Origin of the sequence: Pantoea sp. YU22, assembly GCF_003970755.1 — a bacterium.
Lineage (GTDB): Bacteria > Pseudomonadota > Gammaproteobacteria > Enterobacterales > Enterobacteriaceae > Pantoea > Pantoea piersonii.
The window spans coordinates 58,411-82,468 of the sequence record NZ_RYDU01000005.1 but is presented as its reverse complement, the minus strand read 5'-3'; the positions used below and the strand labels follow the sequence as shown (position 1 = coordinate 82,468).

Genomic DNA, 24,058 nt, shown 5'->3' with positions numbered 1-24,058 from the left:
GATTATACCTGACCATTGCGGCGATCGTATTCATCAAAATAGCGGGTAATGCCGCCAGCGATGGCCGTCGCGATTTTGCTGCGGAACGCGGCGGTGCCGAGCAGCTGCTCTTCACGCGGATTGGTGATAAAAGAGGTCTCGACCAGCACCGACGGAATCGACGGCGATTTCAGCACGGCGAACGCCGCCTGCTCGGTATGCTCGCTGTGCAGATGATGCACCGGGCGGATCTGATCCAGCACATGCTTGCCCAGCGTCAGGCTGTTGCGGATGGTATCGGTCTGCACCAGATCGAACAGGATCTGGTTCAGATAGTGATCCTGCTGCTCAACCTTCGCGCCGCCGACCTTATCCGCCGCATTCTCTTTATCTGACAGATAGCGCGCCATGGCGCTGCTGGCGCCGCGGTTCGAGAGGGCGAATACCGAGGCGCCGCTCGCCTCGGGGCTGGTAAAGCCGTCGGCGTGAATCGACATAAACAGGTTCGCGCCGTGCTGGTGCGCGATCTCAACGCGCTGATACAGCGGAATAAAGTGGTCGCTGTCGCGCGTCAGCCGCACCTCAATGCGCGGATGCGACTGCAACAGCTGGCGCACGTTGTTCGCAATCTCCAGCACGATATGTTTCTCTTCCGAGCCTTCGCTGCCTACGGCGCCGGAGTCGATGCCGCCGTGGCCGGGATCGATCATCACGATGCGCTTGCCGTTTTTCTGCGGCGGCGCAGGCTGCGCATGGCGCGGGCTGGCGCGCAGCGGGGCGCTTTCCTCTTTCGCCTGAACCGCGCGCGGGGAGAGCACGGCCAGCGCCAGGCCGGAGAGCAGCAGCTGACGACGGTTGGTAAGACGCTTGAGCAGAGAAAGTGTGGGCATAGGCCGGTCCATTAGCGGAAATTGTGCAGAGTGTTATATCGTAACATTTTGTCCGCTGCGAGGACCTAACCCTTTCAGCTCTTTACTTTGTATGTCAGGTTGCTAACGGGAAAACTGGCGTTTTTTGCTCCAGGCTGCGTTAGCCGGGGTTGCACGCGGCTCCGAATGCGTGATAATCAGCGAATTGTGCTTATTTGCAAGGTAAAGAAGATGGAAATCCGCGCCTTCCGCCAGGAAGATTTTGAAGAGGTGATTACGCTCTGGGAGCGTTGCGATTTGTTACGTCCGTGGAATGACCCGGAACTGGATATCGAACGCAAGATGAACCACGATGCTGACCTCTTTCTGGTTGCGGAAGTCGGCGGCGAAGTGGTCGGCACGCTGATGGGCGGCTACGATGGCCATCGCGGCTCCGCCTACTATCTGGCGGTGCATCCTGACTATCAGGGCCGCGGCTTCGCCAATGCGCTGATGAACCGGCTGGAGAAAAAGCTTATCGCCCGCGGCTGCCCTAAAATCAACCTGATGGTGCGTGAAGAGAACGATCAGGTCGTCGCCTTCTATGAGAAGCTGGATTACGAACCTGTGGATTCAGTGCTGCTCGGCAAGCGGCTGATTGAAGACCGCGAGTATTGATGCAGTGAACTATCTGCCGGATGAATATGATGCGAAAGGGCAGCTGCGGCTGCCGTTTCTTTTTTGGCTGACGCTGCTGCTGCTGGCGCGCACCTGGATCCTGCTGGTGATGGCGGGCGCGTCGCGCCAGCAGGGCAGCGATCTGCTGGGGCTCTTCTATCCCGACCGCCAGGCGTTCTGGCTCGGGCTGGCGCTTGGGGCGCCTGCGCTCATCGGCCTGCTGCTGACCGGCTATCGCGCACGCTGGCCGCGGCTGTGGCAGATGTGGCGCTGGGTGCTGGCGCTGTCGCTGGCGGTCAATCTGGCGTGGCAGGGCGCAACGTTCGCCTCTGGCGATCTGCTCACCTCGCCCTGGCCGCTGCTGCTCACGCTGTTCGACGGCCTGGCGCTGCTGTGGCTGCTGCTCAACGTCAGGCTGCGCGACTGCTTTCTGCCGGAACATCAGCTGACGGAATAAACTTTTTTGCCGCTGGCGACTCCAATGAGTTCTGCCGTTTGGCACCGTGTTAACAGGAGTTTTAATGAAAGCGTTACCCTCTTCGCTGCTGGTAGCCGCCGCGCTGCTTAGCAGCTGTGCCAGTACCGGTTCCGCCTCTGAGTCAGACGTAAGCTGGTATAACCCGCTGAGCTATCACTGGTCGTCTGCGCTGCCGTGGAACTGGTTCGGTTCATCGCTGACGGCTACCGAGCAGGGCGTCGGCGGCGTCGGCAGCGCGACCGCAATGAGCGAAAGCGCGATCGGCGACGGCCTGAAAGGCAACTACAAGCTGCGTCAGGGCATGCGCAGCGAGAACGGCGATGTCATCGCTTTCTGGCAGGCGCTGGACGACGGTAAAGTGAAACTGCAGATCAGCGGGCGCAGCAGCGTAGAGCGTATTGAGGTGATGGACAGTGATATCGCCGCGCAGGATGGCGCTAAAATTGGCGACGCCTTTAGCGACAAATTCAGCAAGGCTTTTAACAACTGTAAGCTGGCGGGCGGCGCGGGCAATCACGACGTGGAGTGCCGCGCGCCGGGCAGCCAGCATCTTTCCTATGTCTACAGCGGCGACTGGCATGGCCCGGACGGCCTGATGCCGTCGGACGACGTGCTGAAAAGCTGGAAGCTGAGCAAAATTATCTGGCAGCGTTAATCCTTTAAAAGCCATAGCCCGTCCCCTTCCGCAGGGTGCGGGCAAAACGGCTTGTGGCATAGCGCCGTAACAGCCGCTGTCACTCCCTCCGGGCCGCCTGACGCGGCCCGCGCTTTTGCTGCCTGGCGCATAAACTTTTGCGCTGTCTTATGCCATTTTCGACTTTGAAATCATCAAACGATATATAAAACCGCTACTGCTTTTCACAGGGTTATAAATACACTGGGCAAACGGCTGGCGTAAGCCGGATCTCTTGTTTTCTCAGGGTGCCCAATGACCAAAAGAACGATGAAAAATATCGTTGGCGGTATCGCCTTGTCGCTCAGTCTTGCAGGCGCGGCCAGCGCCACTGAACTGCTCAATAGCTCGTATGACGTTGCGCGCGAGCTGTTTGTCGCCCTGAATGCGCCGTTCGTAAAACAGTGGGATGCCAGCCATCCCGGTGACAAACTCACCATTAAGATGTCGCACGCCGGTTCCTCGAAACAGGCGCTGGCGATCCTGCAGGGGCTGCGTGCCGATGTCGTCACCTATAACCAGGTGACTGACGTGCAGGTGCTGCACGATAAAGGCAACCTGATTGCCGCTGACTGGCAAAGCCGCCTGCCGAACAACAGCTCGCCGTTTTACTCCACCATGGCGTTCCTGGTGCGCAAGGGTAATCCGAAGCAGATTCACGACTGGGCCGATCTCGGCCGCGACGATGTGAAGCTGGTCTTTCCTAATCCGAAAACCTCCGGCAACGGCCGTTATACCTGGCTGGCGGCCTGGGGCGCGACCAGCAAAGCTAACGGCGGAGACGAGGCGAAAACCCGCGCCTTTATGGCGAAATTTTTGAAGAACGTCGAAGTGTTTGATACCGGCGGACGCGGCGCGACCACCACCTTTGCCGAGCGCGGTCTGGGCGACGTGCTCATTAGCTTTGAGTCCGAGGTCAACAATATTCGTAACCAGTACGGCAAAGATGAGTATGAAGTGGTAGTGCCGAAAACGGATATTCTCGCCGAATTCCCGGTGGCCTGGGTCGATAAAAACGTCGCGCACAATAATAACGCCGACGCGGCGAAAGCCTATCTCAACTATCTCTATACGCCGCAGGCGCAGCAAATCGTTACCGACTTCTACTACCGCGTGAACAACCCGCAGCTGATGAACGAGCATAAAGATCGTTTCCCGCAAACGCAGTTGTTCCGCGTGGAGGATCAATTTGGCGGCTGGGATAAGGCAATGAAGAGCCACTTCGCCAGCGGCGGCGAGCTGGATCAACTGTTATCAGCGGGGCGTGGATAATGTTTGCGTTAACTCAGAAACGCGTGCTGCCGGGATTTGGTCTGAGCCTCGGCACCAGCCTGCTGTTTACCTGTCTGATTCTGCTGCTGCCGGTCAGCGCGCTGCTGATGCAGCTGTCGAAGATGACGCTGGCGCAGTACTGGGAAGTGATCAGCAACCCGCAACTGGTCGCAGCCTACAAGGTTACGCTGCTCTCGGCAGCCGTTGCCTCGCTGTTTAATGCGGTGTTCGGCATGATTATGGCGTGGATCCTCACGCGCTATCGCTTTCCTGGCCGCACGCTGCTGGATGGCCTGGTGGATCTGCCGTTCGCCTTGCCGACGGCGGTCGCAGGCCTGACGCTGGCCGGGCTTTTCTCGGTAAACGGCTGGTATGGCGAGTGGATCTACAACGCCTTCGGCATCAAAGTCTCCTATACCTGGCTCGGCATTGCCGTCGCGATGGCTTTCACCAGCATCCCCTTTGTGGTGCGCACCGTACAGCCGGTGCTGGAAGAGCTGGGGCCAGAATATGAAGAGGCGGCGCAGACGCTAGGCGCGACGCCATGGCAGAGCTTCCGCCGCGTGGTGCTGCCGGAAGTGGCGCCCGCGCTGCTGGCGGGCACCGCGCTCTCCTTTACCCGCAGCATCGGCGAATTCGGCGCGGTGATTTTTATCGCCGGTAATATCGCCTGGAAAACCGAGGTCACCTCGCTGATGATTTTTGTGCGCCTGCAGGAGTTTGACTACCCGGCCGCCAGCGCTATCGCGTCGGTGATCCTCGCGGCGTCGCTGGTGCTGCTGTTTGCGATTAACACTCTGCAGAGCCGCTTCGGCCGCCGTCTGGGAGGCCACTAATGGCGGATATCTCCCACATCAACGCCGCTGACCGCCAGCCGGTCAACTGGAGCAAATGGCTGCTGATCGGCATCGGCGTGCTGGTATCGCTGCTGCTGCTGGTGGTGCCGATGATCTCTATCTTCTACGAAGCGCTGAAGATGGGACTGGGCGTCGCTTTTCAGAATCTCGGCGACAGCGACATGCTGCACGCCATCTGGCTGACGGTGCTGGTCGCGCTGATTACCGTGCCGGTCAATCTGGTGTTCGGTACGCTGCTCGCCTGGCTGGTGACGCGCTTTAACTTCCCTGGTCGCCAGCTGCTGCTGACGCTGTTCGATATTCCCTTCGCCGTCTCGCCGGTGGTGGCTGGTCTGATGTATCTGCTGTTCTGGGGTGTTAACGGGCCCGCAGGAAGCTGGCTGGATGCGCATAACATTCAGGTGATGTTCGCCTGGCCTGGTATGGTGCTGGCGACCGTGTTCGTTACCTGTCCTTTTGTTGTGCGCGAGCTGGTGCCGGTCATGCTGAGCCAGGGCAGCCACGAAGATGAGGCGGCGGTGCTGCTTGGCGCGTCCGGCTGGCAGATGTTCCGCCGCGTTACGCTGCCGAATATCCGCTGGGCGATGCTGTACGGCGTGGTCTTGACCAATGCGCGTACCCTCGGCGAGTTCGGCGCGGTCTCGGTGGTATCGGGATCGATTCGCGGCGAGACCTATACGCTGCCGCTTCAGATTGAATTACTGCATCAGGATTACAACGTGGTAGGCGCCTTTACCGCCGCCGCGCTGCTGACGCTGATGGCCATCGTCACGCTGTTTCTGAAAAGCATGTTGCAGTGGCGTTTAGAGCAACAGCAGCATCGCCTGCAACAGGAGGAAAATCATGAGCATTGAGATTAAACAGATCAATAAATCTTTCGGCCGCACTTCGGTGTTGAACGATATCTCTCTGGATATTCCTTCTGGCCAGATGGTGGCGCTACTGGGGCCGTCTGGCTCGGGGAAAACCACGCTGCTGCGCATTATCGCCGGACTGGAGCACCAGAACAGCGGGCAAATCCGCTTTCACAATAAAGATGTCAGCGCCCTGCATGCCCGCGACCGTCAGGTCGGCTTCGTGTTTCAGCACTACGCGCTGTTCCGCCATATGACGGTATTCGACAATATCGCTTTTGGTCTGACGGTGCTGCCGCGCCGCGAACGGCCTTCCTCGGCTGAAATCAAACAGCGTGTGACGCGCCTGCTGGAGATGGTGCAGCTGGCGCATCTGGCGAACCGTTTTCCGGCGCAGCTGTCGGGCGGCCAGAAACAGCGCGTAGCCCTGGCGCGCGCGCTGGCGGTCGAGCCGCAGATTCTGCTGCTCGACGAACCTTTCGGCGCGCTGGACGCGCAGGTGCGTAAAGAGCTGCGCCGCTGGCTGCGTCAGCTGCATGAGGAGCTGAAGTTTACCAGCGTTTTTGTCACCCACGATCAGGAAGAGGCGATGGAAGTAGCCGATCGCGTGGTGGTGATGAGCCAGGGCAATATCGAACAGGTGGGTACGCCGGACGAGGTATGGCGCGATCCCGCCACCCGCTTCGTGCTGGAGTTTCTCGGCGAAGTAAACCGCTTCGACGGGGAGATCCACGGCTCGCAGTTCCACGTCGGCGCTCACCGCTGGCCGCTGGGCTATACGCCGGCGCATCAGGGCGCAGTCGAACTTTTCCTGCGCCCGTGGGAAATTGACGTTTCGCGGCAGAGCAGCCTGGAAACGCCGCTGCCGGTGCAGGTTCTCGAAGTGAGCCCGCGCGGGCATTTCTGGCAGCTGGTGGTCCAGGCGACCGGATGGCAGAGCGAGCCTTTTTCGCTGGTATTCGACGGCGATCGAAGCGCGCCGGTACGCGGCGAGCGCCTGTTCGTCGGCCTGCAGCAGGCGCGTCTCTATCAGGGTGCGACGCCGCTGCGCGCTGTTGCCTTTGCCGAAAGCGCCTGATATTTTCTCACGCGACAGCGGGTGGGACCTCGTCCCGCCCCTTTTTTTGCTCGCTTATGTTCGCCGGGAAACGCATCTTGACCACTCTGCAAAACACCATCGGCAATACGCCGCTGATCAAACTCCAGCGCCTGACGCCTGCCAACGGCAGCGAAATCTGGCTCAAGCTGGAGGGCAATAATCCTGCCGGTTCCGTTAAGGATCGCGCCGCCTGGTCGATGATTAATCAGGCCGAACTGCGCGGCGAGATCGCGCCAGGCGATCGCCTGATTGAGGCCACCAGCGGCAATACCGGCATTGCGCTGGCGATGATCGCCGCGATGAAAGGCTACGCGCTGCGCTTGCTGATGCCTGAAAATATGAGCCGGGAGCGGCAGGACGCGATGCGCGCTTACGGCGCGGAGCTGGTGCTGGTAAGCCGCGAGCTGGGTATGGAGGGCGCCCGCGACCTGGCGCTGGCGATGATGGCGCGCGGCGAAGGTCGCGTGCTTGACCAGTTCAATAACCCCGATAATCCGCTCGGCCATTACCAGACCACCGGTCCGGAAATCTGGCAGCAGAGCGGCGGGCGTCTGACCCATTTCGTCTCCAGCATGGGGACCACCGGCACGATTACCGGCGTTGGCCGCTACCTGAAAGAGAAGAGCGACAGCGTAACCATTATCGGCCTGCAGCCGGAAGAGGGGAGCGCCATTCCCGGCATTCGTCGCTGGCCGCAGGCCTATCTGCCTGGCATCTATCGGCCCGAGCTGGTCGATGTGGTGATGGATATGGGGCAGTCCGAGGCGGAAGAGACGATGCGGGCGCTGGCGCGGCGTGAAGGCATCTTCTGCGGCGTCAGCTCCGGCGGCGCGGTGGCGGGTGCCTTACGCATCGCCCAGGCGCAGCCTGGCAGCGTGATCGTCGCTATCGTCTGCGACCGCGGCGACCGCTATCTTTCGACCGGCATCTATCGGTAATTCCTCTCTTGAGCGGCCCGGCGGCGCCAGAGTGGAGGGGTCGGGCCGTTTTTGTCTATAGTCATCCTGAGCATCGTCTGACGGCAAATCTGTAAGGAACGCGTAAAACCGGCTGCGTCCGGCGCTCGCTCGGGACAAAATAGCGTCAATTCAGGCGAGAGACCACCATGAAAATTTTGTTAGTTGATGACGATGTGGAGCTGGGCACCATGCTCAGCCAGTACCTTATTGCAGAAGGGTTTGAAACCCAGCTGGTATTAACGGGCAGCGCGGGCATTGAAGGCGCGCTTTCCGGCCATTACACCGCAATGATCCTTGATATTATGCTGCCGGATATGAGCGGCATCGACGTGCTGCGGCAGGTGAGGCAGAACAGCCGCCTGCCGGTAATCATGCTGACCGCCAAAGGCGACAATATTGACCGCGTGATCGGGCTGGAGATGGGCGCGGACGACTATATGCCGAAGCCCTGCTACCCGCGCGAGCTGGTAGCGCGTCTGCGCGCGGTTTTGCGTCGCTTTGAAGAGCAGGCACCCCTGCCAGATAAAAAAGAGCTGCTGCGCTGGGGCGAACTGACGCTTAATCCCGCCACGCGCATTACCGAATGGCAGGGCAAACCCTTCGATCTCACCGCCTCGGAATTCAACCTGCTGGATCTGCTGATGCGCTCACCGGATCGCGTGGTGTCGAAAGATGAGCTGTCGGAAAAAGGGCTGGGCCGCCCGCGTGAAGCCTACGATCGTAGCGTAGATGTGCATATCAGCAATATCCGTCAGAAACTGTCGGCGCTTACCGCCGACAGCGTCAATATCGAAACGGTGCGCAGCATCGGTTATCGCATTCGATGAAGCAAAACTATCGCGGACGCATGTTCTGGAAGATTTTGATCGGCTTCTGGATCGTGTTCGTTATTATCAGTCAGCTGCTCTGGCTCGGTTTTACGTTTGCCGGAAATCACCACGAGCCGCCGGAGATCATCGCCACGCGCCGCATCGTTAATCTGCAGATGGCGTCAGCGGTATCGGTGCTGGAGCGCGGCGGTCTCAGCTCGCTGGACAATATGATGGCGGACTGGGAGCCGAACGATCGTCAGTTCTTTTCCGTCATCCAGCATGCGCGGCCTGCTCATAGCGAATCGCTGCCGGAAACCTTTAACCCGCCGTTTCAGGGCAAATTCCCGGACGTTATTGTGCGCTGGGTGAAAGGCGCGGACGGCAAGCAGTATGAGCTGCGCTATGACGTCAAAGGCCTGCGCGAAGACAGCTCGATGGGAATGACCGGGCCGCGTCACATTCTGAATATCCCTGAACCGATGTTCGTGTTTGCCGGGTCGGTCGGGTTGCTGTTTAGTCTGCTGCTGGCATGGAACCTGACGCGGCCGATGCGCCAGCTGCGCGAGGGCTTTGCACGCGTATCGAACGGCGATCTCAGCGTGCGGCTCTATCCCATGATGCGCAAGCGTCATGATGAGCTGTCTAACGTGGCGGAGGCGTTTGATGCCATGGTAGAGCGGCTTGATACGCTGGTGCGCGCGCGTGAGGAGTTGCTGCATGATATTTCGCATGAGCTGCGTTCGCCGCTGGCGCGCCTGCAGCTTGCGACCGGCTTAGCGCGCCAGACGCCGGAGAGCGTTAACGCCTCTCTGGATCGCATCGACGAAGAGGCGCGGCGGCTGGATAAGATGATTGGCGAGCTGCTGACGCTGTCGCGCGCCGGGCATGAGAGTATGCCTGACGAGCAGTATTTCGATCTGACCGGCCTGGTGCATGCGGTTGTCACCGACGTGCGCTACGAGGCGCAGATCCCCGGCGTGAACGTTAATTTTCAGGTTGACGAAAGCGCCGATTACACGGTGCGCGGCAACGCCGAGCTGATCCGCCGCGGCATCGAGAACGTGCTGCGCAACGCGCTGCGTTTCTCGCTGCCCGGTCAGCATATTCAGGTCAGGCTTCAGGCGGAGCAGCAGTGGCTGGCCATCCGCGTGCGCGATCAGGGGCCGGGCGTGGATGATGAAAAGCTCTCCAGCATCTTCGATCCCTTTGTGCGGGTTAACTCGCCGCTGCTGGGTAAAGGTTATGGCCTGGGACTGGCTATCGTGCGTAAGGTGGTGCTGGCGCATCACGGCGAGGTGCAGGCGGTAAATCGCCCTGAGGGCGGGCTGGAGCTGACTATTCGTCTGCCGCGCTGGCAATCGCAGGATAAGCGCGCATAAGGAGCGCGGCTGCGCCCGCTTCAGGGGACGGAACAGATAAACAAAAACGGCACCCTGAGGGTGCCGTTTCTCTTAGCTGAATCTGTTACTTTTTGATGCGGATCACCGGCGTTTCGCCAACGGTAACCTGACCAGAGAGCTTAACCAGCTCTTTGATCTCATCCATGTTGGAGATCACGACAGGCGTCAGTGTAGATTTGGCTTTCTCTTCCAGCAGCGGCAGATCAAACTCGATCACCACATCGCCTTTCTTGACCTTCTGGCCTTCTTCTGCGATGCGCTTGAAGCCTTCGCCTTTCAGCTCGACCGTGTCGATGCCAAAGTGCACAAACAACTCGATGCCGTTGTCAGACTCGATTGAAAACGCATGGTTGGTTTCGAAAATCTTGCCGATGGTGCCATCGACCGGCGCAACCATTTTGTTGCCGGTTGGTTTGATGGCGATGCCGTCGCCAACGATCTTCTCGGCAAACACCACATCCGGTACGTCTTCAATGTTTACGATTTCGCCTGACAGAGGCGCAACAATATCAATCGTCCCAGATGTGCTTTCTGATTTATTGCCAAAAAGCTTGTCAAGAAAACCCATATTCTTCTCCTAAACAGTATTGTTGGGCCAGCGTCTCGTGGATCAGCAGAGTGTTTTCTCTTTAATGAACTTGTTAACCAGGTTCATCAGTTCTTCCGCTGTAGGTTGAGCCAGAGCCTGCTCCGCCAGAGCTTTCGCATCTTCGAAATTCGTATTACGAATAATTTTCTTAATGCCTGGGATCGAAATGGCACTCATGCTGAATTCGTCCAGCCCCATACCCAGTAACAGTAGTGTAGCACGTTCATCACCAGCCAGCTCACCGCACATGCCGGTCCACTTACCTTCGGCATGAGAAGCATCGATCACCTGCTTGATCAAGCCCAGCACCGACGGCGACATCGGGTTATAGAGGTGCGAAATCAAATCATTACCACGATCGACCGCCAGAGTATACTGCGTCAGGTCGTTTGTCCCAATACTGAAAAAATCCACTTCTTTAGCCAGATGGCGTGCAATAACCGCTGAAGCAGGGGTTTCCACCATAATGCCGACTTCAATAGTTTCGTCGAACGCTTTGCCTTCTTCGCGCAGCTGCGCTTTCAGAAGCTCCAGCTCGCCCTTCAGGATGCGTACCTCTTCAACAGAGATAATCATCGGGAACATAATGCGCAGCTTGCCGAAAGAGGAGGCGCGTAAAATCGCGCGCAGCTGGGCATGCAGGATCTCTTTACGATCCATGGCGATACGAATCGCGCGCCAGCCGAGGAACGGGTTCTCTTCTTTCGGCAGGTTCATGTAAGGCAGATCTTTGTCGCCGCCGATATCCATAGTGCGCACGATAACGGCCTGCGAGCCAACGGCTTCAGCAACCGCTTTATACGCCTGGAACTGCTCTTCTTCGGTTGGCAGCGAGTCGCGGTCCATAAACAGGAACTCGGTGCGGTAGAGGCCGACGCCTTCCGCGCCGTTGCGCTCTGCGCCAGCAACATCGCGCACGGTGCCGATGTTGGCGCACACTTCAACCTGATGTCCGTCCAGCGTGATCGCCGGCAGATCTTTCAGCTTAGCCAGCTCATGTTTTTCGCTCAGATACTGAGTCTGAACAGCCTTCAGCTCTTCCAGCTCGCTCTCCGACGGGTTGACGTAAACTTGATTGTTAACGCCGTCCAGAATCAGGAAGTCGCCGTTTTTCACCGTCGCGGTCACGTTGCCGGTGCCGACAATCGCAGGCAGCTCCAGCGAGCGCGCCATAATCGACGTGTGCGACGTACGGCCGCCGAGATCGGTAATAAAGCCCAGCACCTTTTTCAGGTTCAGCTGCGCGGTTTCCGACGGCGTTAAATCTTTTGCTACCAGAATCGATTCGTCCTGGATAGCGCTCAGGTCAACAATATGCAGACCGAGAATGTTTTGCAGCAGACGTTTGCCGATATCGCGAACGTCAGCGGCGCGTTCTTTGAGGTATTCGTCATCGAGCTCTTCGAGCGCCTTTGCCTGACCGTCGATAACGGAGTAGGCGGCAGCGTCGGCCGACGCGTGATCTTTTTTGATCAGGTCGATGATTTCCTGCTCCAGCTCTTCGTCTTCCAACAACATGATGTGGCCTTCGAAGATGGCTGCTTTCTCTTCACCAAACGTTTCACCCGCTTTCACTCTGATCGCTTCCAGCTGCTGCGCAGCCTGAGCGCGGCCGTCGAGGAAGCGTTTTACTTCCTGATCGACCTGGTCTTCAGAAATCTTTTTGCGGTTGATGACGATCTCATCCTCAATCAACAGCAGAGCTTTGCCGAAAGCGATACCTGGTGATGCTAAAATGCCTGAAATCATAACCCTACCTTTTAATCACGATGGCTCTTTGACCCAATGCGTTGCCATTGTCGCGGGAGCTGTACTCTACGGATGTGATAACGCGGACAAGTTGTCCGCGATCAAGATGTTTGCACTCAATGGGGCAAAGGAGTCGGTATACAGCAAAAGCTGAGTGGATTACTCCAGTTCAGCCATCAGTTTAACCAGATGCTCCACGGCCTGCTGCTCATCTTCGCCTTCGGCAGAGAGCGTGACAACCGTGCCCTGAGTCAGACCCAGCGTCTGCAGTTTGAACAGGCTCTTGGCGCTGGCTGATTTGCCGTTAGAGGTGACGGTGATTTCTGACTGGAACGCTTTCGCTTCTTTAACAAACTGCGCGGCAGGGCGAGTGTGAAGACCATTAGGCGCGGTGATAGTAACTTCTTGCTGGAACATTCTGTTTCCCCAACGTTATCAGGTTTGGTGTTATGGACTTAAAGTCTAGCCTGGAGCCGTAACTTTAGCCTGTGTAGGTGCGCGGGTATAGCGTTACGCTGACCAATAAATGCGCTTGAATGAGTACGTCATTCCAGTTGAAGGGTCAAATTCCCTGTCGAGCGCTTCAGCTGCTAATTATGCCGTGATTCGCCATATCGCCAAATCCTTAAATCGATTCAGCTTGATCCACTTCAAAGGCGGATTAATTTCAGGCACCGAAATAATTGGCAGCTTAAATACCAGAGCAGCGTCACTGAAATCAATCTGGGCGGTGGCGAAAGTGGGATCTACGCCACAAAAAAGCACCCGTTTGGGTGCTTTTTTCAGCATTTTCAGAATCTGGCGTTACTGCTGCAGCTCTTTCTCGGTGAAAAGATCGGCAAACAGCGCGGTACTCAGATAGCGCTCGCCAGAGGAGGGCAAAATGACGACGATGTTTTTGTTGGCGAACGCCTCATCTTCCTGCAGCTTCAGCGCCGCCGCGACGGCTGCGCCGGAGGAAATCCCGGCGAGAATGCCTTCTTCTTCCATCAGCTGGCGCGCAGTGTTGATCGCTTCTTCGTTGGTGATGGCCACCACGCGATCGATCAAATCGAGATCCAGGTTGCCGGGAATAAAACCGGCGCCGATGCCCTGAATCTTATGCGGCCCGGGTTTAATCTCTTCCCCTGCCATAGCCTGAGCGATGACCGGCGAGTCGGTTGGTTCGACCGCCACGGTAATCAGATCTTTTTTGCCTTTGGTATTTTTGATATAGCGAGAGACACCGGTCAGCGTGCCGCCGGTGCCGACGCCTGAGATAAACACATCCACAGCGCCGTCGGTATCTTCCCAGATTTCAGGGCCGGTGGTCTTCTCGTGGATTTCCGGGTTGGCCGGGTTGCTGAACTGCTGCAGCAGCACATATTTGTCCGGGTCGCTGGCGACAATCTCTTCTGCTTTAGCGATAGCGCCTTTCATACCCTTGGCCCCTTCGGTCAGCACCAGGTTGGCACCCAGCGCTTTCAGCAGCTTGCGACGCTCAACGGACATGGTTTCCGGCATGGTCAGCGTCAGCTTGTAGCCGCGCGCGGCAGCGACGTAGGCCAGCGCGATGCCGGTATTGCCGCTGGTCGGCTCGACCAGTTCGACGCCAGGTTTCAAAATACCGCGTTTCTCTGCGTCCCAAATCATATTGGCACCGATACGGCATTTTACGCTGAAGCTCGGGTTACGGGATTCTACCTTCGCCAGAATGCGGCCGTTACCGATGCGGTTCAGTCGAACCAGTGGCGTATGACCAATTGTCAACGAGTTATCTTCATAGATCTTACTCATAGCCTGTCCTTAACTGTATGAATTATTGGGAGCCCTCTGAGCATACCCTTTCTGTCTGCGCGCGGAAGGAAAGAAAACGCATATCTATATGTCCCTGCGCAATAAGCCTCTGCAAAAAATGCATAAGGCGTTCTGATGAGTACTAGCGTAGCTCACTACGACCCAGTTGCCCGCGATAGCGATCGACCCACATCGCCGTTGCGCCGCACACCGCTACCGGCATTATCGCCAGGTTGAGGATGGGGATCATGGTAAACAGGCTGACCAGCGCGCCGAACTGCATATTGGCCGATTTATGTCTGCGCAGGGCGCTGCGCATCTGCTGGAAACTCACCTTGTGGTTATCGAACGGATAGTCGCAATATTGCACGGAGAGCATCCATGCGCTGAACAGGAACCACAGCACCGGCGCCACCGTCTGGCCAAAGCCTGGAATAAAGTAGAGCAGCAGCAGGCCGAGCGCGCGCGGCAGATAGTAACCGAGCTTTTGCAGTTCGCGCTTCATAATGCGCGGTACATCTTTCAGCATCGCCAGCCAGCCGCTGTCCGGCATCGCTTTGCCCGTCAGGCGACCTTCCAGCTGTTCCGCCAGCAGCCCGCAAAACGGCGCGGCGATCCAGTTGGCAATAGTAGAAAAGAAGTAGCTGAACACCAGCACGATAGAGATAACTGACAGCGGCCAGAGCAGATAACTCAGCCACTGCAGCCAGTCGGGGATATACGCCATAAGCTGCGGGATCCAGCTGCCCAGCCGGTAAAACAGCCAGACGAATGCGCCGCCCAGCAGCAGGATATTGACCAGCAGCGGGACAATGACGAAACGTCGGATGCCTGGCAGACGAACCAGTCTCCAGCCTTCGCTAAAATAGTGCACGCCGTTGAAACTTGAGACAGTGTTCTTGTTGGCCATACAGGCAACTCTCCAGAAAATAATCAGGCGAGACCATGATAACCTGGCTTTTTCTCCTGACCATGAGGCGATTGTGTGAAAAAAGAGCAAAAAAACGTGGGGTGACTATCTTATTTGTCAGAAAATACTGCACGAGCTTGCACTTGTTTAGCTGGGCAAATACAGTTAGAGGATAAAGTTTGCCGCGGTGGCAAGGTATTGGAACAACAGAGAATACAATGATGCAGGATTTGCGTCTGATATTAATCGTTGTTGGCGCGATCGCCATTATAGCGCTCCTTCTTCACGGGCTGTGGACCAGCCGTAAAGAGCGCTCGTCAGTGTTCCGCGATCGCCCGCACAAACGGCTCAAACAGCGCGACCAGCGCGATGATGATGAAGATAGCCTGACTGACGATGAAGAGGGCGTCGGCGACGTTCGCGTGCGCCATGAACGGCCGCATCAGGAGCCGCGCATCGATAATTTCCGCGACGAGCCGCAGGATGATACGCCTCCCTTCAGCGCGACGCCGGAGAAGCCGCGTCAGCCAGCCGCGCGCCCTCAGCCGCAGCCGGAAAACGATCCGTTGCTGACGCCGCAACAGCCGCGTACTCAGCAGCCGCGCCCGCAACCACAACCGCAGCCGGTTCAGACACCAGCGCCGCAGCAACCTGCGCCGCGCTTTGCGCCAGCGAAGCCCATACAGGCCGATCCGCTGCTGGATTTAGATCCGCTGGAAGCTGTACAGCCTGAGCCGGAATTCCAGGCCGAGCCGGAGCATGAGCCGCAGCACGCTGCTCATCACCAGCCGGAATATCAGGAGCCTCAGCACGAAGAACCGGTTCGCCAGGAGACGCCTAAAGCGCCGGGTAAGCCGAAGGAGACGGTGCTGGTGCTTCACGTCGCTGCGCACACCGGCGGCACGCTGAACGGCGAAGCGCTGCTGCAGGGCATCCTGCAGGCGGGCTTCCAGTTCGGCGAAATGAATATTTTCCATCGTCATCTCAGCCCTGCGGGCAGTGGCCCGGTGCTGTTCAGCCTGGCCAATATGGTTAAGCCAGGCTCGTTTAATCCAGACGAGATGTCTGATTTTTCCACGCCGGGCATCTCTATCTTTATGATGGTGCCTTCCTACGGCGACGCGAACCAAAACTTTAAGCTGATGCTGCAGTCCGCGCAGCGTATCGCCGATGATGTCGGCGGCGTGGTGCTGGACGATGAGCGTCGTATGATGACGCCGCAGAAGCTGGAAACCTACAAGACCCGCATCCGCGAGGTCATTGAGTCCAGAGAATAATCCAGGCCATTAATCCTGATTCACCAAACCCCCGCCTGTCGGGGGTTTTTTATCTGATGGGGCAATATGAAATCCGTTCAGGACCAGATCACCGAACTGCGCACCACGCTGCGCCATCATGAATATCTTTATCACGTTATGGACGCGCCCGAGATACCGGACGCCGAATATGACCGCCTGATGCGCGAACTGCGCGCGCTGGAAGAGCAACATCCCGATCTCATTACGCCCGATTCGCCGACCCAGCGCGTTGGTGCGGCGCCGCTGACGGTATTTGAACAGGTGCGCCATGAGGTGCCGATGTTGTCTCTGGACAATACCTTTGACGAAGCCGGTTTCCTCGCCTTCAACAAGCGCGTGCAGGATCGCCTGAAAAGCAGTGACGATATCGCCTACTGCTGCGAACTGAAGCTGGATGGCCTGGCGGTAAGCCTGCTCTATGAAAATGGCCTGCTGACGCGCGCCGCAACCCGCGGCGACGGCACCACGGGAGAGAACATCACCGCTAACGTTCGCACCATCGGCGCGATTCCGCTGCGCCTGAAGGGCGATGATTTTCCTGCGCGGCTGGAAGTGCGCGGCGAAGTCTTTATGACGCAGCGCGGCTTTGAAAAGCTCAATGCCGAAGCGCGTCGCACCGACGGCAAGGTCTTCGCCAACCCGCGCAACGCCGCTGCTGGCTCCCTGCGTCAGCTCGACCCGCGCATCACTGCGAAGCGCCCGCTGACCTTTTTCTGCTACGGCTTCGGCCTGCTGGAAGGGGGGGAACTCCCTGGCAGCCACTATGCGCGACTGCAGCAGTTTAAAGCCTGGGGATTGCCGGTCAGCGACCGGATCCGGCTGGTACAGGGCGCGGAAGAGGCGCTGGCGTTTTACCGGAATGTAGAAGAGACGCGTCCCGATCTGGGTTTCGATATCGACGGCGTGGTGATCAAAGTCGACTCGCAGGCGCTGCAGGAACGCCTCGGTTTTGTGGCGCGCGCGCCGCGCTGGGCAGTGGCGTTCAAGTTTCCGGCGCAGGAACAGATGACGTTCGTGCGCGACGTGGAATTTCAGGTAGGCCGTACCGGCGCCGTGACGCCGGTAGCGCGTCTGGAGCCGGTTCTGGTGGCGGGCGCGATGGTGAGCAACGCGACCCTGCACAACGCGGATGAGATCGAGCGTCTCGGCCTGCGCATTGGCGATAAGGTTGTGATCCGCCGCGCGGGCGACGTCATTCCGCAGGTTGTAAACGTGGTGCTCTCCGAGCGTCCGGCCGATGCGCGCGAAGTGGTTTTCCCCACGCACTGTCCGGTATGCGGATCTGACGTTGAACGCGTCGAGGGTGAGGCCGTGACGCGCTGTACCGGCGGGCTAATCTGCGGCGCGCAGCGCAAAGAGGCGCTGAAGCATTTTGTCTCGCGTCGCGCGATGGACGTCGATGGCCTGGGCGATAAAATTATCGACCAGCTGGTGGAGACCGAATATGTCAAAACGCCTGCGGATCTGTTCCGCCTGACGCCAGAGAAGCTGCTTGGCCTGGATCGCATGGGGCCGAAATCCGCGCAAAACGTGGTAAACGCGCTGGAAAAGGCGAAATCGACTACGCTGGCGCGTTTTCTCTACGCGCTCGGCATTCGTGAAGTGGGCGAAGCGACCGCTGCCAACCTGGCGAATCACTTTGGCGAGCTGCAAAAAGTGATGGATGCCGATCTGGAGGCGCTGATTGCGGTTCAGGATGTCGGCACCGTTGTCGCCACCCACGTGCGCAACTTTATGGAAGAAGAGAGCAACCGCGAAGTCATTCGTCAGCTGGTGGAAGAGGCGGGGGTGCACTGGCCCAGGATCGAGGTGGTGAAGGCGGAAGAGATCGACAGCCCGTTCGCCGGTAAAACCGTGGTGCTGACCGGCTCGCTGACGCAGCTAACGCGCGATGAGGCTAAAGATCGCCTGACCGCGCTTGGCGCGAAGGTGAGCGGTAGCGTCTCGAAGAAAACCGATCTGGTCATCGCGGGCGAAGCGGCTGGCTCCAAGCTGGTCAAAGCGCAGGAGCTGGGCATTGAGGTTATCGACGAAGCCGAAATGATTCGGCTGCTGGATGCCTGATATGGACAAGGCGTTCCTGGTTGAGATCGCCAATACGGCGATGCCGTTCGGCAAGTATAAAGGTTGCCTGCTCATCGATCTGCCGGAGCCTTACCTGCTGTGGTTCGCGCGCAAAGCGGAGTTTCCCTCCGGCCATTTAGGCGAGCTGATGCAGATGACGCTCGCTATCAAAATTGAAGGTCTGGAAGGTCTGGTCAAACCGCTTAAACGCAACGCGTAAAAAAGCCCGCTTCGGCGGGCTTTTTTATTACTTCTGCGACTCCACGACGGTCGGCCTCATCTCTTGCTTCAGCTTCTTCTCATGGCTGGCTTTGTAGCGCTGCGCGATATAAGAGCAGATCATCAGCTGCACCTGATGGAAAATCATTAGCGGCAGCACGATAATCCCCACCGCGCTGGCCGGGAAGAGAATGTTCGCCATCGGCACGCCGTTCGCCAGGCTCTTTTTCGAACCGCAAAACAGCACCACGATTTCATCAGCGCGATTAAAGCCAAACAGGCGCGAGGCGCAGAGATTAATTGTCAGTACCAGCGCCAGCAGCAGCAGACAGCCCGCCAGGATCCACAGCAGGGTATCAATGCCGACGCGATGCCAGATGCCGTTAACTACTGCTTCGCTAAAGGCGGAGTAGACCACCAGCAGGATCGAAGTCTGGTCAGTTTTGCCAATCAGGCTGCGATGCCTTTCCACCCAGCCGGCGATCCAGCGGCGTGACAGGTGACCCAGCACGAAAGGCACCAGCAGCTGCAGCATAATTTTGCCGACCTGCTCAAGCCCGTTGGTGGGCGCGCTGCTGTGCACGTCCATAACCAGATTCACCAGCAGCGGAGAGATAAAGACGCCCAGCAGGCTCGACGCCGAGGCGCTGCATACCGCCGCCGCTACGTTACCGCCCGCTATTGAGGTAAAGGCGATAGCGGACTGTACGGTGGCGGGCAGAATGCAGAGATAGATAAAGCCGGTGTAGATCTCTGCGCTGACCTTAACCGGGTGCCACCAGACGATCAGCAGGCCGATAATCGGGAAGAGCACGAAGGTGCTGAACATAATCCACAAATGCAGCCGCCAGTGGCTGCTGCCCGCAATGATCTTTTCGCGTGACAGCTTGGCACCGTGCATAAAAAACAGCAGGGCGATGGCGGCCGTGGTCAGGTATTCGAAGATATCGACAAAGATGCCTTTAGCAGGCAGGAAGGTGGCCAGCAGCACCGTGATGATCAGTTTGATCATCATCGGATCGAGTCGCAGAAATCCCATTGTTAAAATCCGGTTAAAATTTACATGGTGTGATTGTGCGGGAAGTGGGTTTAGAAATAAAATTGATTTATTGCATCAATCTATGAGCCATTTCGATGAATTACACTTTACGCCAGCTGCGCACCTTTGTCGCTGTCGCCCACTATGGCGGATTCAGCCAGGCCGGACAGGCGATTGGGTTAAGCCAGTCGGCCGTCAGCCACAGCATTAAAGAGCTGGAAGCCGTTACTGGCGTGCGGCTGCTCGACAGAACGACCCGCGAAGTGATGCTGACGGAAGCGGGGCAGCAGCTCGCCTCGCGCATGGCGAGCCTGCTGGAAGAGATGAACTCTACGCTGCTGGATATTCGCAGCTACGGCGAACAGCGCAGCGGTACGGTGCGTATCGCCGCCAGCCAGACCATCTCCGCGCATCTGATGCCGCAATGCCTTGCCGCGAGTCAGCAAAGCTATCCCGACATCAGGATTATTTTGCATGACCGGGTGCAGGAGATGGTTTTGCAGAGCGTACGCAATGCAGAAGTCGATTTCGGTATTGTTATTGGCCCGCTTAACGACAGCGATCTCGACTGCCAGGCGATTCTGGACGAGCCTTTTTTGCTGCTATGCCGCAGCGACGATCCGCTCGCCCGGGTGGATAAAGCGCAGTGGCGTATGCTGGCGGGACGCACTATGGTGTTGCAGGACTACGCTTCTGGCAGTCGGGTGTTAATCGACGCGGCGCTGCGGCAGCAGCAGGTCGAGGTAAACGTCGTGCAGGAAATTGGACATCCGGCGACGCTGTTTCCCATGGTCGATGCGGGTATCGGCATCAGTATCTTACCGGCGCTGGCGCTGCCGCTTCCGGCGGGCAGGGCGCTGACCGTGCGCCGACTCTATCCGGAAATCAACCGCAGCCTGGTGCTGGTTAAGCGCAAGAACCGGTCGCTGACGCCTGCGGCGCAGGCGATCTGGCAGGAAGCGCGTCAGCAGGCGGCGCTGCTGACGCAACAACGCGCGATAAATCCGGCGTTTTAGATATAGACGTTAACCTGATTGGTAGCGGTCGGACGATTAATGCCGTCAGCAGCCTGAACGCTCGCGGCCTGTTTCGCCGGTTCGCTGTTCTGCTGCGCCTGCTCGGTCTGCTTCTGCTCAAGCTGAGCAATCTGCGCTTCGAGCATGGCGATTTGCGACTGGTACATCTGCTCCATTTCAGATTTCTGCTCGTCGGTCAGATCCTGATTATCCGACAGCTCTTTAACCTGCTTCGTGATGCTCTGGATCTGCTTATTAAGCGCGGAAATCTGCGACGAGACGCTGGCGCTGCTGCTGCCGGTGCTACTGCCTGTACTGCCAGATAAAGCGGATATTGCGGACATCTTTTTTCTCCTTGCATGCAAATAGACAAAATCGTTATCGGTTCAGGAAAAAAAGGCTTGAGGCAAGAAAGCGTTAAGGTTTGGAAAAGGTATTGTCGGGGCCGCGGCGCAGTGGCCGGAAACGAAAAAAGCGCCCGTTGGGCGCTTTTCTCTGAATTTGGTGGGTCGTGCAGGATTTTCCTCGGCCCGTCCGGGGCCTCGCCCTGCGGGTGATGCTTTGCATCAGCCTGAATCGCTCCGGCGATTCAGTCGAACCTGCGCAGGTTCTCATCCTGCACGTTAACCTTATGTGCACAGAAACGAAAAAAGCGCCCGTTGGGCGCTTTTCTCTGAATTTGGTGGGTCGTGCAGGATTTGCCTCGGCCCGTCCGGCGCCTCGCCCTGCGGGTGATGCTTCGCATCAGCCTGAATCGCTCCGGCGATTCAGTCGAACCTGCGCAGGTTCTCATCCTGCACGCTAACCTTACGTGTACAGAAACGAAAAAAGCGCCCGTTGGGCGCTTTTCTCTGAATTTGGTGGGTCGTGCAGGATTCGAACCTGCGACCAATTGATTAAAAGTCAACTGCTCTACCGACTGAGCTAACGACCCGAAGTGGTGGGTGATGACGGGCTCGAACCGCCGACCCCCTCCTTGTAAGGGAGATGCTCTACCAACTGAGCTAATCACCCATATCTTATCTCTTGTTCACTGCGGGCCACCTTAAGAGTGGTGGGTGATGACGGGCTCGAACCGCCGACCCCCTCCTTGTAAGGGAGATGCTCTACCAACTGAGCTAATCACCCATATCTTATCTCTTGTTCACTGCGGGCCACCTTAAGAATGGTGGGTGATGACGGGCTCGAACCGCCGACCCCCTCCTTGTAAGGGAGATGCTCTACCAACTGAGCTAATCACCCATATCTTATCTCTTGTTCACTGCGGGCCACCTTAAGAGTGGTGGGTGATGACGGGCTCGAACCGCCGACCCCCTCCTTGTAAGGGAGATGCTCTACCAACTGAGCTAATCACCCCCGCTGTGTGGAGTCGCATTATAGGGATCCTTCGAAGTGAGTCAACGCTTTTTAAAACTAAAATGCGCGTTCGCTTCAAAATTAGACATCCCGCGCTGCTTTTAGCCAATGTGCTGGTTTTATTAGCAGAAACCCGCCGCTTTACCCCTTTGCGCAGGCGCGCAGTCATTGAGGATTCAACGCCAGGTGCTAGAATGTGCGCACGGTTTTTCGCGTCTAACCCGTTTTTTGTCATCCAGACAAAGAACCTGCGCATCTAAGGCACTGCTGAATGAAAATCAAAACTCGCTTCGCGCCCAGCCCGACCGGCTACCTGCATGTCGGCGGCGCACGCACCGCGCTCTACTCCTGGCTTTTCGCACGCCATAACCAGGGCGAATTTGTCCTGCGTATCGAAGACACCGATCTGGAGCGTTCCACGCCGGAAGCCATCGAAGCCATTATGGATGGCATGAACTGGCTGAGCCTGGACTGGGACGAGGGCCCGTACTACCAGACCAAACGCTTCGATCGCTATAACGCGGTTATCGATGACATGCTGGAAGCGGGCACCGCCTATAAATGCTACTGCTCGAAAGAGCGCCTGGAGCAACTGCGCGAAACGCAAATGGCGAACGGCGAAAAGCCGCGCTACGACGGCCACTGCCGCGACAGCCATGAACATCACGCGGCGGACGAGCCTTGCGTGGTGCGCTTCCGCAACCCGCAGGAAGGTTCGGTTATTTTTGACGACCAGATCCGCGGCCCGATCGAGTTCAGCAACCAGGAGCTGGACGACCTGATTATCCGCCGCACCGACGGTTCGCCGACCTACAATTTCTGCGTCGTCGTCGATGACTGGGATATGGGCATCACCCATGTGATTCGCGGCGAAGACCACATCAACAATACGCCGCGCCAGATCAACATCCTTAAAGCGATCGGCGCGCAGGTGCCGGTTTATGCGCACGTCTCTATGATTTTGGGCGACGACGGCAAAAAACTCTCCAAGCGTCACGGCGCGGTAGGGGTTATGCAGTACCGCGACGACGGCTACCTGCCGGAAGCGCTGCTTAACTACCTGGTGCGTCTGGGCTGGTCCCATGGCGATCAGGAGATCTTCTCTGTTCCAGAGATGAAAGCGCTGTTTACGCTGGATGCCGTCAGCAAATCTGCCAGCGCGTTCAACACCGAAAAGCTGCAGTGGCTCAATCACCACTACATTAACAGCATGCCGCCGGAATATGTGGCGACCCATCTGCAGTGGCACATCGAACAGCAGAATATCGACACCCGCACCGGTCCGGAACTGGCGAAGCTGGTCACGCTGCTGGGCGAACGCTGCAAAACGCTGAAAGAGATGGCGGCTTCCTGCCGTTACTTCTATGAAGAGTTTGATGAGTTCGATGCTGACGCGGCGAAAAAGCATCTGCGTCCGGTTGCGCGGCAGCCGCTGGAAGTCGTGCGCGATAAACTGGCCGCCATTAGCGACTGGACGGCGGAAAACGTGCACCAGGCGATTCAAAGCACGGCGGATGAGCTGGAAGTCGGGATGGGCAAGGTCGGCATGCCGCTGCGCGTCGCCGTCACCGGCGCAGGCCAGTCACCAGGGCTGGACGTTACTGTCGAAGCTATCGGACAGCGCCGTAGCGTGGCGCGTATTGAAAAAGCGCTGGCTTTTATTGCTGAACGCGAAGCGCAGGCCTGACAGACAAAAACCGGAAGCGCGATGCTTCCGGTTTTTTTATTCTTCGCTAATCCCCAGCCGCTGCAGTACGCCTTTAATCCCTTCACGCAAAATCAGCGCGACAAGCTTATCCTGCTCACTCTGTGACATTTGCTGTACAGAACTTAATAGTAACGCAGGTAAAGAGTTCTGTTGCGTGGTGTAGGAGGCGTTGGGTTCGTTCAGGTTGCGCATGGACTGAATAAAGTTTTTCACGCGCTCGTCAATATGAATCAATCTCGCTTTACCGCCCTGTACGCCCGGCTTCGGCGTGGTGGTCCAGTTTTCGCGCTTAATCCATTTATTGACCGTTTGACGACTGTAACCTGTTTCGTTCGCGAGCTCTTCGGGGGTTAACCATTCCTTTTTCACGATGCTGTCCCTGTGTAATACATTAGCCATACATATTACAGCAAATCGTAACGCGT

The 24,058-nt window shown here is 57.6% G+C and carries 25 protein-coding genes, 5 tRNA genes and 2 other RNA genes; 15 read left to right on the top strand and 17 right to left on the bottom strand.

Annotated elements, in window-relative coordinates; all coding sequences use genetic code 11:
- Positions 1–2: 2 nt before the first annotated feature.
- Entirely contained in the window at positions 3–869 is an 867-nt protein-coding gene (gene amiA, locus EKL29_RS09750) for an N-acetylmuramoyl-L-alanine amidase AmiA (protein WP_120458164.1), read from the bottom strand.
- Between the two features lie 210 nt (positions 870–1,079).
- Between amiA and EKL29_RS09745 the strand changes: the two genes are divergently transcribed.
- The 10 genes from EKL29_RS09745 to EKL29_RS09700 all read left to right on the top strand — a co-directional run bounded on the left by EKL29_RS09745 (position 1,080) and on the right by EKL29_RS09700 (position 9,888).
- Entirely contained in the window at positions 1,080–1,505 is a 426-nt protein-coding gene (locus EKL29_RS09745; protein WP_120458165.1) for a GNAT family acetyltransferase, read from the top strand.
- The gene (locus EKL29_RS09740) at positions 1,486–1,962 is read left to right on the top strand and encodes a DUF2919 family protein (protein WP_269949975.1); all 477 of its coding nucleotides are present in this window, start codon (positions 1,486–1,488) and stop codon (positions 1,960–1,962) included. The genes EKL29_RS09745 and EKL29_RS09740 overlap by 20 nt, the downstream gene beginning before the upstream one ends.
- A gap of 64 nt (positions 1,963–2,026) precedes the next feature.
- Complete coding sequence (locus EKL29_RS09735) at positions 2,027–2,638, top strand: RpoE-regulated lipoprotein (protein ID WP_126689519.1); 612 nt, start codon at positions 2,027–2,029, stop codon at positions 2,636–2,638.
- 273 nt (positions 2,639–2,911) lie between these two features.
- Complete coding sequence (locus EKL29_RS09730; RefSeq protein WP_126689518.1) at positions 2,912–3,928, top strand: sulfate ABC transporter substrate-binding protein; 1,017 nt, start codon at positions 2,912–2,914, stop codon at positions 3,926–3,928.
- A complete protein-coding gene (gene cysT / locus EKL29_RS09725; protein ID WP_120458168.1) occupies positions 3,928–4,764 on the top strand; it encodes a sulfate/thiosulfate ABC transporter permease CysT in 837 nt (278 codons plus the stop codon). The genes EKL29_RS09730 and cysT overlap by 1 nt, the downstream gene beginning before the upstream one ends.
- Complete coding sequence (gene cysW / locus EKL29_RS09720; protein ID WP_120458169.1) at positions 4,764–5,639, top strand: sulfate/thiosulfate ABC transporter permease CysW; 876 nt, start codon at positions 4,764–4,766, stop codon at positions 5,637–5,639. The genes cysT and cysW overlap by 1 nt, the downstream gene beginning before the upstream one ends.
- Complete coding sequence (gene cysA, locus EKL29_RS09715; RefSeq protein ID WP_120458170.1) at positions 5,629–6,717, top strand: sulfate/thiosulfate ABC transporter ATP-binding protein CysA; 1,089 nt, start codon at positions 5,629–5,631, stop codon at positions 6,715–6,717. The genes cysW and cysA overlap by 11 nt, the downstream gene beginning before the upstream one ends.
- Positions 6,718–6,794: 77 nt before the next feature.
- Positions 6,795–7,676 (top strand): cysteine synthase CysM, encoded by an 882-nt coding sequence (gene cysM / locus EKL29_RS09710; RefSeq protein ID WP_126689517.1) that lies wholly within the window; start codon positions 6,795–6,797, stop codon positions 7,674–7,676.
- Positions 7,677–7,843: 167 nt separating this feature from the next.
- Positions 7,844–8,524 carry a response regulator transcription factor gene (locus EKL29_RS09705; RefSeq protein ID WP_120458171.1) on the top strand — a complete coding sequence of 227 codons (681 nt, stop codon included), beginning with the start codon at positions 7,844–7,846 and terminating at the stop codon, positions 8,522–8,524.
- On the top strand, positions 8,521–9,888 hold the full coding sequence (locus EKL29_RS09700; RefSeq protein ID WP_120458172.1) for an ATP-binding protein: 1,368 nt from the start codon (positions 8,521–8,523) through the stop codon (positions 9,886–9,888). The genes EKL29_RS09705 and EKL29_RS09700 overlap by 4 nt, the downstream gene beginning before the upstream one ends.
- 85 nt (positions 9,889–9,973) lie before the next feature.
- Here EKL29_RS09700 and crr read toward each other — a convergent pair whose 3' ends face one another.
- From crr to cysZ, 6 genes are all read right to left on the bottom strand, one after another.
- Entirely contained in the window at positions 9,974–10,477 is a 504-nt protein-coding gene (gene crr / locus EKL29_RS09695; RefSeq protein ID WP_033753703.1) for a PTS glucose transporter subunit IIA, read from the bottom strand.
- Between the two features lie 42 nt (positions 10,478–10,519).
- Positions 10,520–12,247, bottom strand: a complete 1,728-nt coding sequence (gene ptsI, locus EKL29_RS09690) for a phosphoenolpyruvate-protein phosphotransferase PtsI (protein ID WP_126689516.1) — start codon at positions 12,245–12,247, stop codon at positions 10,520–10,522.
- A 159-nt stretch (positions 12,248–12,406) separates the two neighbouring features.
- The gene (gene ptsH, locus EKL29_RS09685; RefSeq protein WP_007889063.1) at positions 12,407–12,664 is read right to left on the bottom strand and encodes a phosphocarrier protein Hpr; all 258 of its coding nucleotides are present in this window, start codon (positions 12,662–12,664) and stop codon (positions 12,407–12,409) included.
- Between the two features lie 177 nt (positions 12,665–12,841).
- Positions 12,842–13,036, bottom strand: a complete 195-nt coding sequence (locus tag EKL29_RS09680; protein WP_126689515.1) for a hypothetical protein — start codon at positions 13,034–13,036, stop codon at positions 12,842–12,844.
- A 15-nt stretch (positions 13,037–13,051) separates the two neighbouring features.
- Entirely contained in the window at positions 13,052–14,023 is a 972-nt protein-coding gene (cysK, locus tag EKL29_RS09675) for a cysteine synthase A (RefSeq protein ID WP_120458175.1), read from the bottom strand.
- 142 nt (positions 14,024–14,165) lie between these two features.
- Positions 14,166–14,933, bottom strand: a complete 768-nt coding sequence (cysZ, locus tag EKL29_RS09670) for a sulfate transporter CysZ (protein WP_126689514.1) — start codon at positions 14,931–14,933, stop codon at positions 14,166–14,168.
- A gap of 218 nt (positions 14,934–15,151) precedes the next feature.
- Here cysZ and zipA point away from each other — a divergent pair, with 218 nt between their 5' ends.
- From zipA to EKL29_RS09655, 3 genes are all read left to right on the top strand, one after another.
- Positions 15,152–16,210, top strand: coding sequence for a cell division protein ZipA (gene zipA, locus EKL29_RS09665; protein WP_126689513.1), 1,059 nt, complete (start codon positions 15,152–15,154; stop codon positions 16,208–16,210).
- 66 nt (positions 16,211–16,276) lie between these two features.
- On the top strand, positions 16,277–18,295 hold the full coding sequence (ligA, locus tag EKL29_RS09660) for an NAD-dependent DNA ligase LigA (RefSeq protein WP_126689512.1): 2,019 nt from the start codon (positions 16,277–16,279) through the stop codon (positions 18,293–18,295).
- 1 nt (position 18,296) lies between these two features.
- The gene (locus EKL29_RS09655) at positions 18,297–18,515 is read left to right on the top strand and encodes a DUF3820 family protein (RefSeq protein ID WP_120458179.1); all 219 of its coding nucleotides are present in this window, start codon (positions 18,297–18,299) and stop codon (positions 18,513–18,515) included.
- A 27-nt stretch (positions 18,516–18,542) separates the two neighbouring features.
- Here the strand turns inward: EKL29_RS09655 and EKL29_RS09650 are convergent, their stop codons facing one another.
- Positions 18,543–19,553, bottom strand: coding sequence for a bile acid:sodium symporter family protein (locus EKL29_RS09650; RefSeq protein WP_120458180.1), 1,011 nt, complete (start codon positions 19,551–19,553; stop codon positions 18,543–18,545).
- 95 nt (positions 19,554–19,648) lie between these two features.
- On the opposite strand from EKL29_RS09650, the gene EKL29_RS09645 reads away from it, so the two are divergent.
- Positions 19,649–20,569: a LysR family transcriptional regulator gene (locus EKL29_RS09645; RefSeq protein ID WP_126689511.1), complete on the top strand. Its 921-nt coding sequence runs from the start codon at positions 19,649–19,651 to the stop codon at positions 20,567–20,569.
- Here EKL29_RS09645 and EKL29_RS09640 read toward each other — a convergent pair.
- From EKL29_RS09640 to EKL29_RS09605, 8 genes are all read right to left on the bottom strand, one after another.
- The gene (locus EKL29_RS09640) at positions 20,566–20,913 is read right to left on the bottom strand and encodes a FlxA-like family protein (protein ID WP_126689510.1); all 348 of its coding nucleotides are present in this window, start codon (positions 20,911–20,913) and stop codon (positions 20,566–20,568) included. The two genes, EKL29_RS09645 and EKL29_RS09640, sit on opposite strands and share 4 nt — an antisense overlap.
- A gap of 158 nt (positions 20,914–21,071) precedes the next feature.
- Positions 21,072–21,205: non-coding RNA, RtT sRNA (locus EKL29_RS09635), on the bottom strand.
- Between the two features lie 44 nt (positions 21,206–21,249).
- Positions 21,250–21,383: non-coding RNA, RtT sRNA (locus tag EKL29_RS09630), on the bottom strand.
- Between the two features lie 44 nt (positions 21,384–21,427).
- A tRNA-Lys gene (locus EKL29_RS09625) sits at positions 21,428–21,503 on the bottom strand.
- A 4-nt stretch (positions 21,504–21,507) separates the two neighbouring features.
- A tRNA-Val gene (locus EKL29_RS09620) sits at positions 21,508–21,583 on the bottom strand.
- A 38-nt stretch (positions 21,584–21,621) separates the two neighbouring features.
- Positions 21,622–21,697: transfer RNA gene (locus EKL29_RS09615), tRNA-Val, on the bottom strand.
- 38 nt (positions 21,698–21,735) lie between these two features.
- A tRNA-Val gene (locus EKL29_RS09610) sits at positions 21,736–21,811 on the bottom strand.
- A 38-nt stretch (positions 21,812–21,849) separates the two neighbouring features.
- Positions 21,850–21,925 (bottom strand) — tRNA-Val (locus tag EKL29_RS09605).
- Positions 21,926–22,196: 271 nt separating this feature from the next.
- Between EKL29_RS09605 and gltX the strand changes: the two genes are divergently transcribed.
- On the top strand, positions 22,197–23,612 hold the full coding sequence (gene gltX, locus EKL29_RS09600) for a glutamate--tRNA ligase (protein ID WP_126689509.1): 1,416 nt from the start codon (positions 22,197–22,199) through the stop codon (positions 23,610–23,612).
- A gap of 36 nt (positions 23,613–23,648) precedes the next feature.
- On the opposite strand, the gene EKL29_RS09595 is transcribed toward gltX, so the two are convergent.
- A complete protein-coding gene (locus EKL29_RS09595; protein WP_120458184.1) occupies positions 23,649–24,002 on the bottom strand; it encodes a YfeC-like transcriptional regulator in 354 nt (117 codons plus the stop codon).
- Positions 24,003–24,058: the final 56 nt, after the last annotated feature.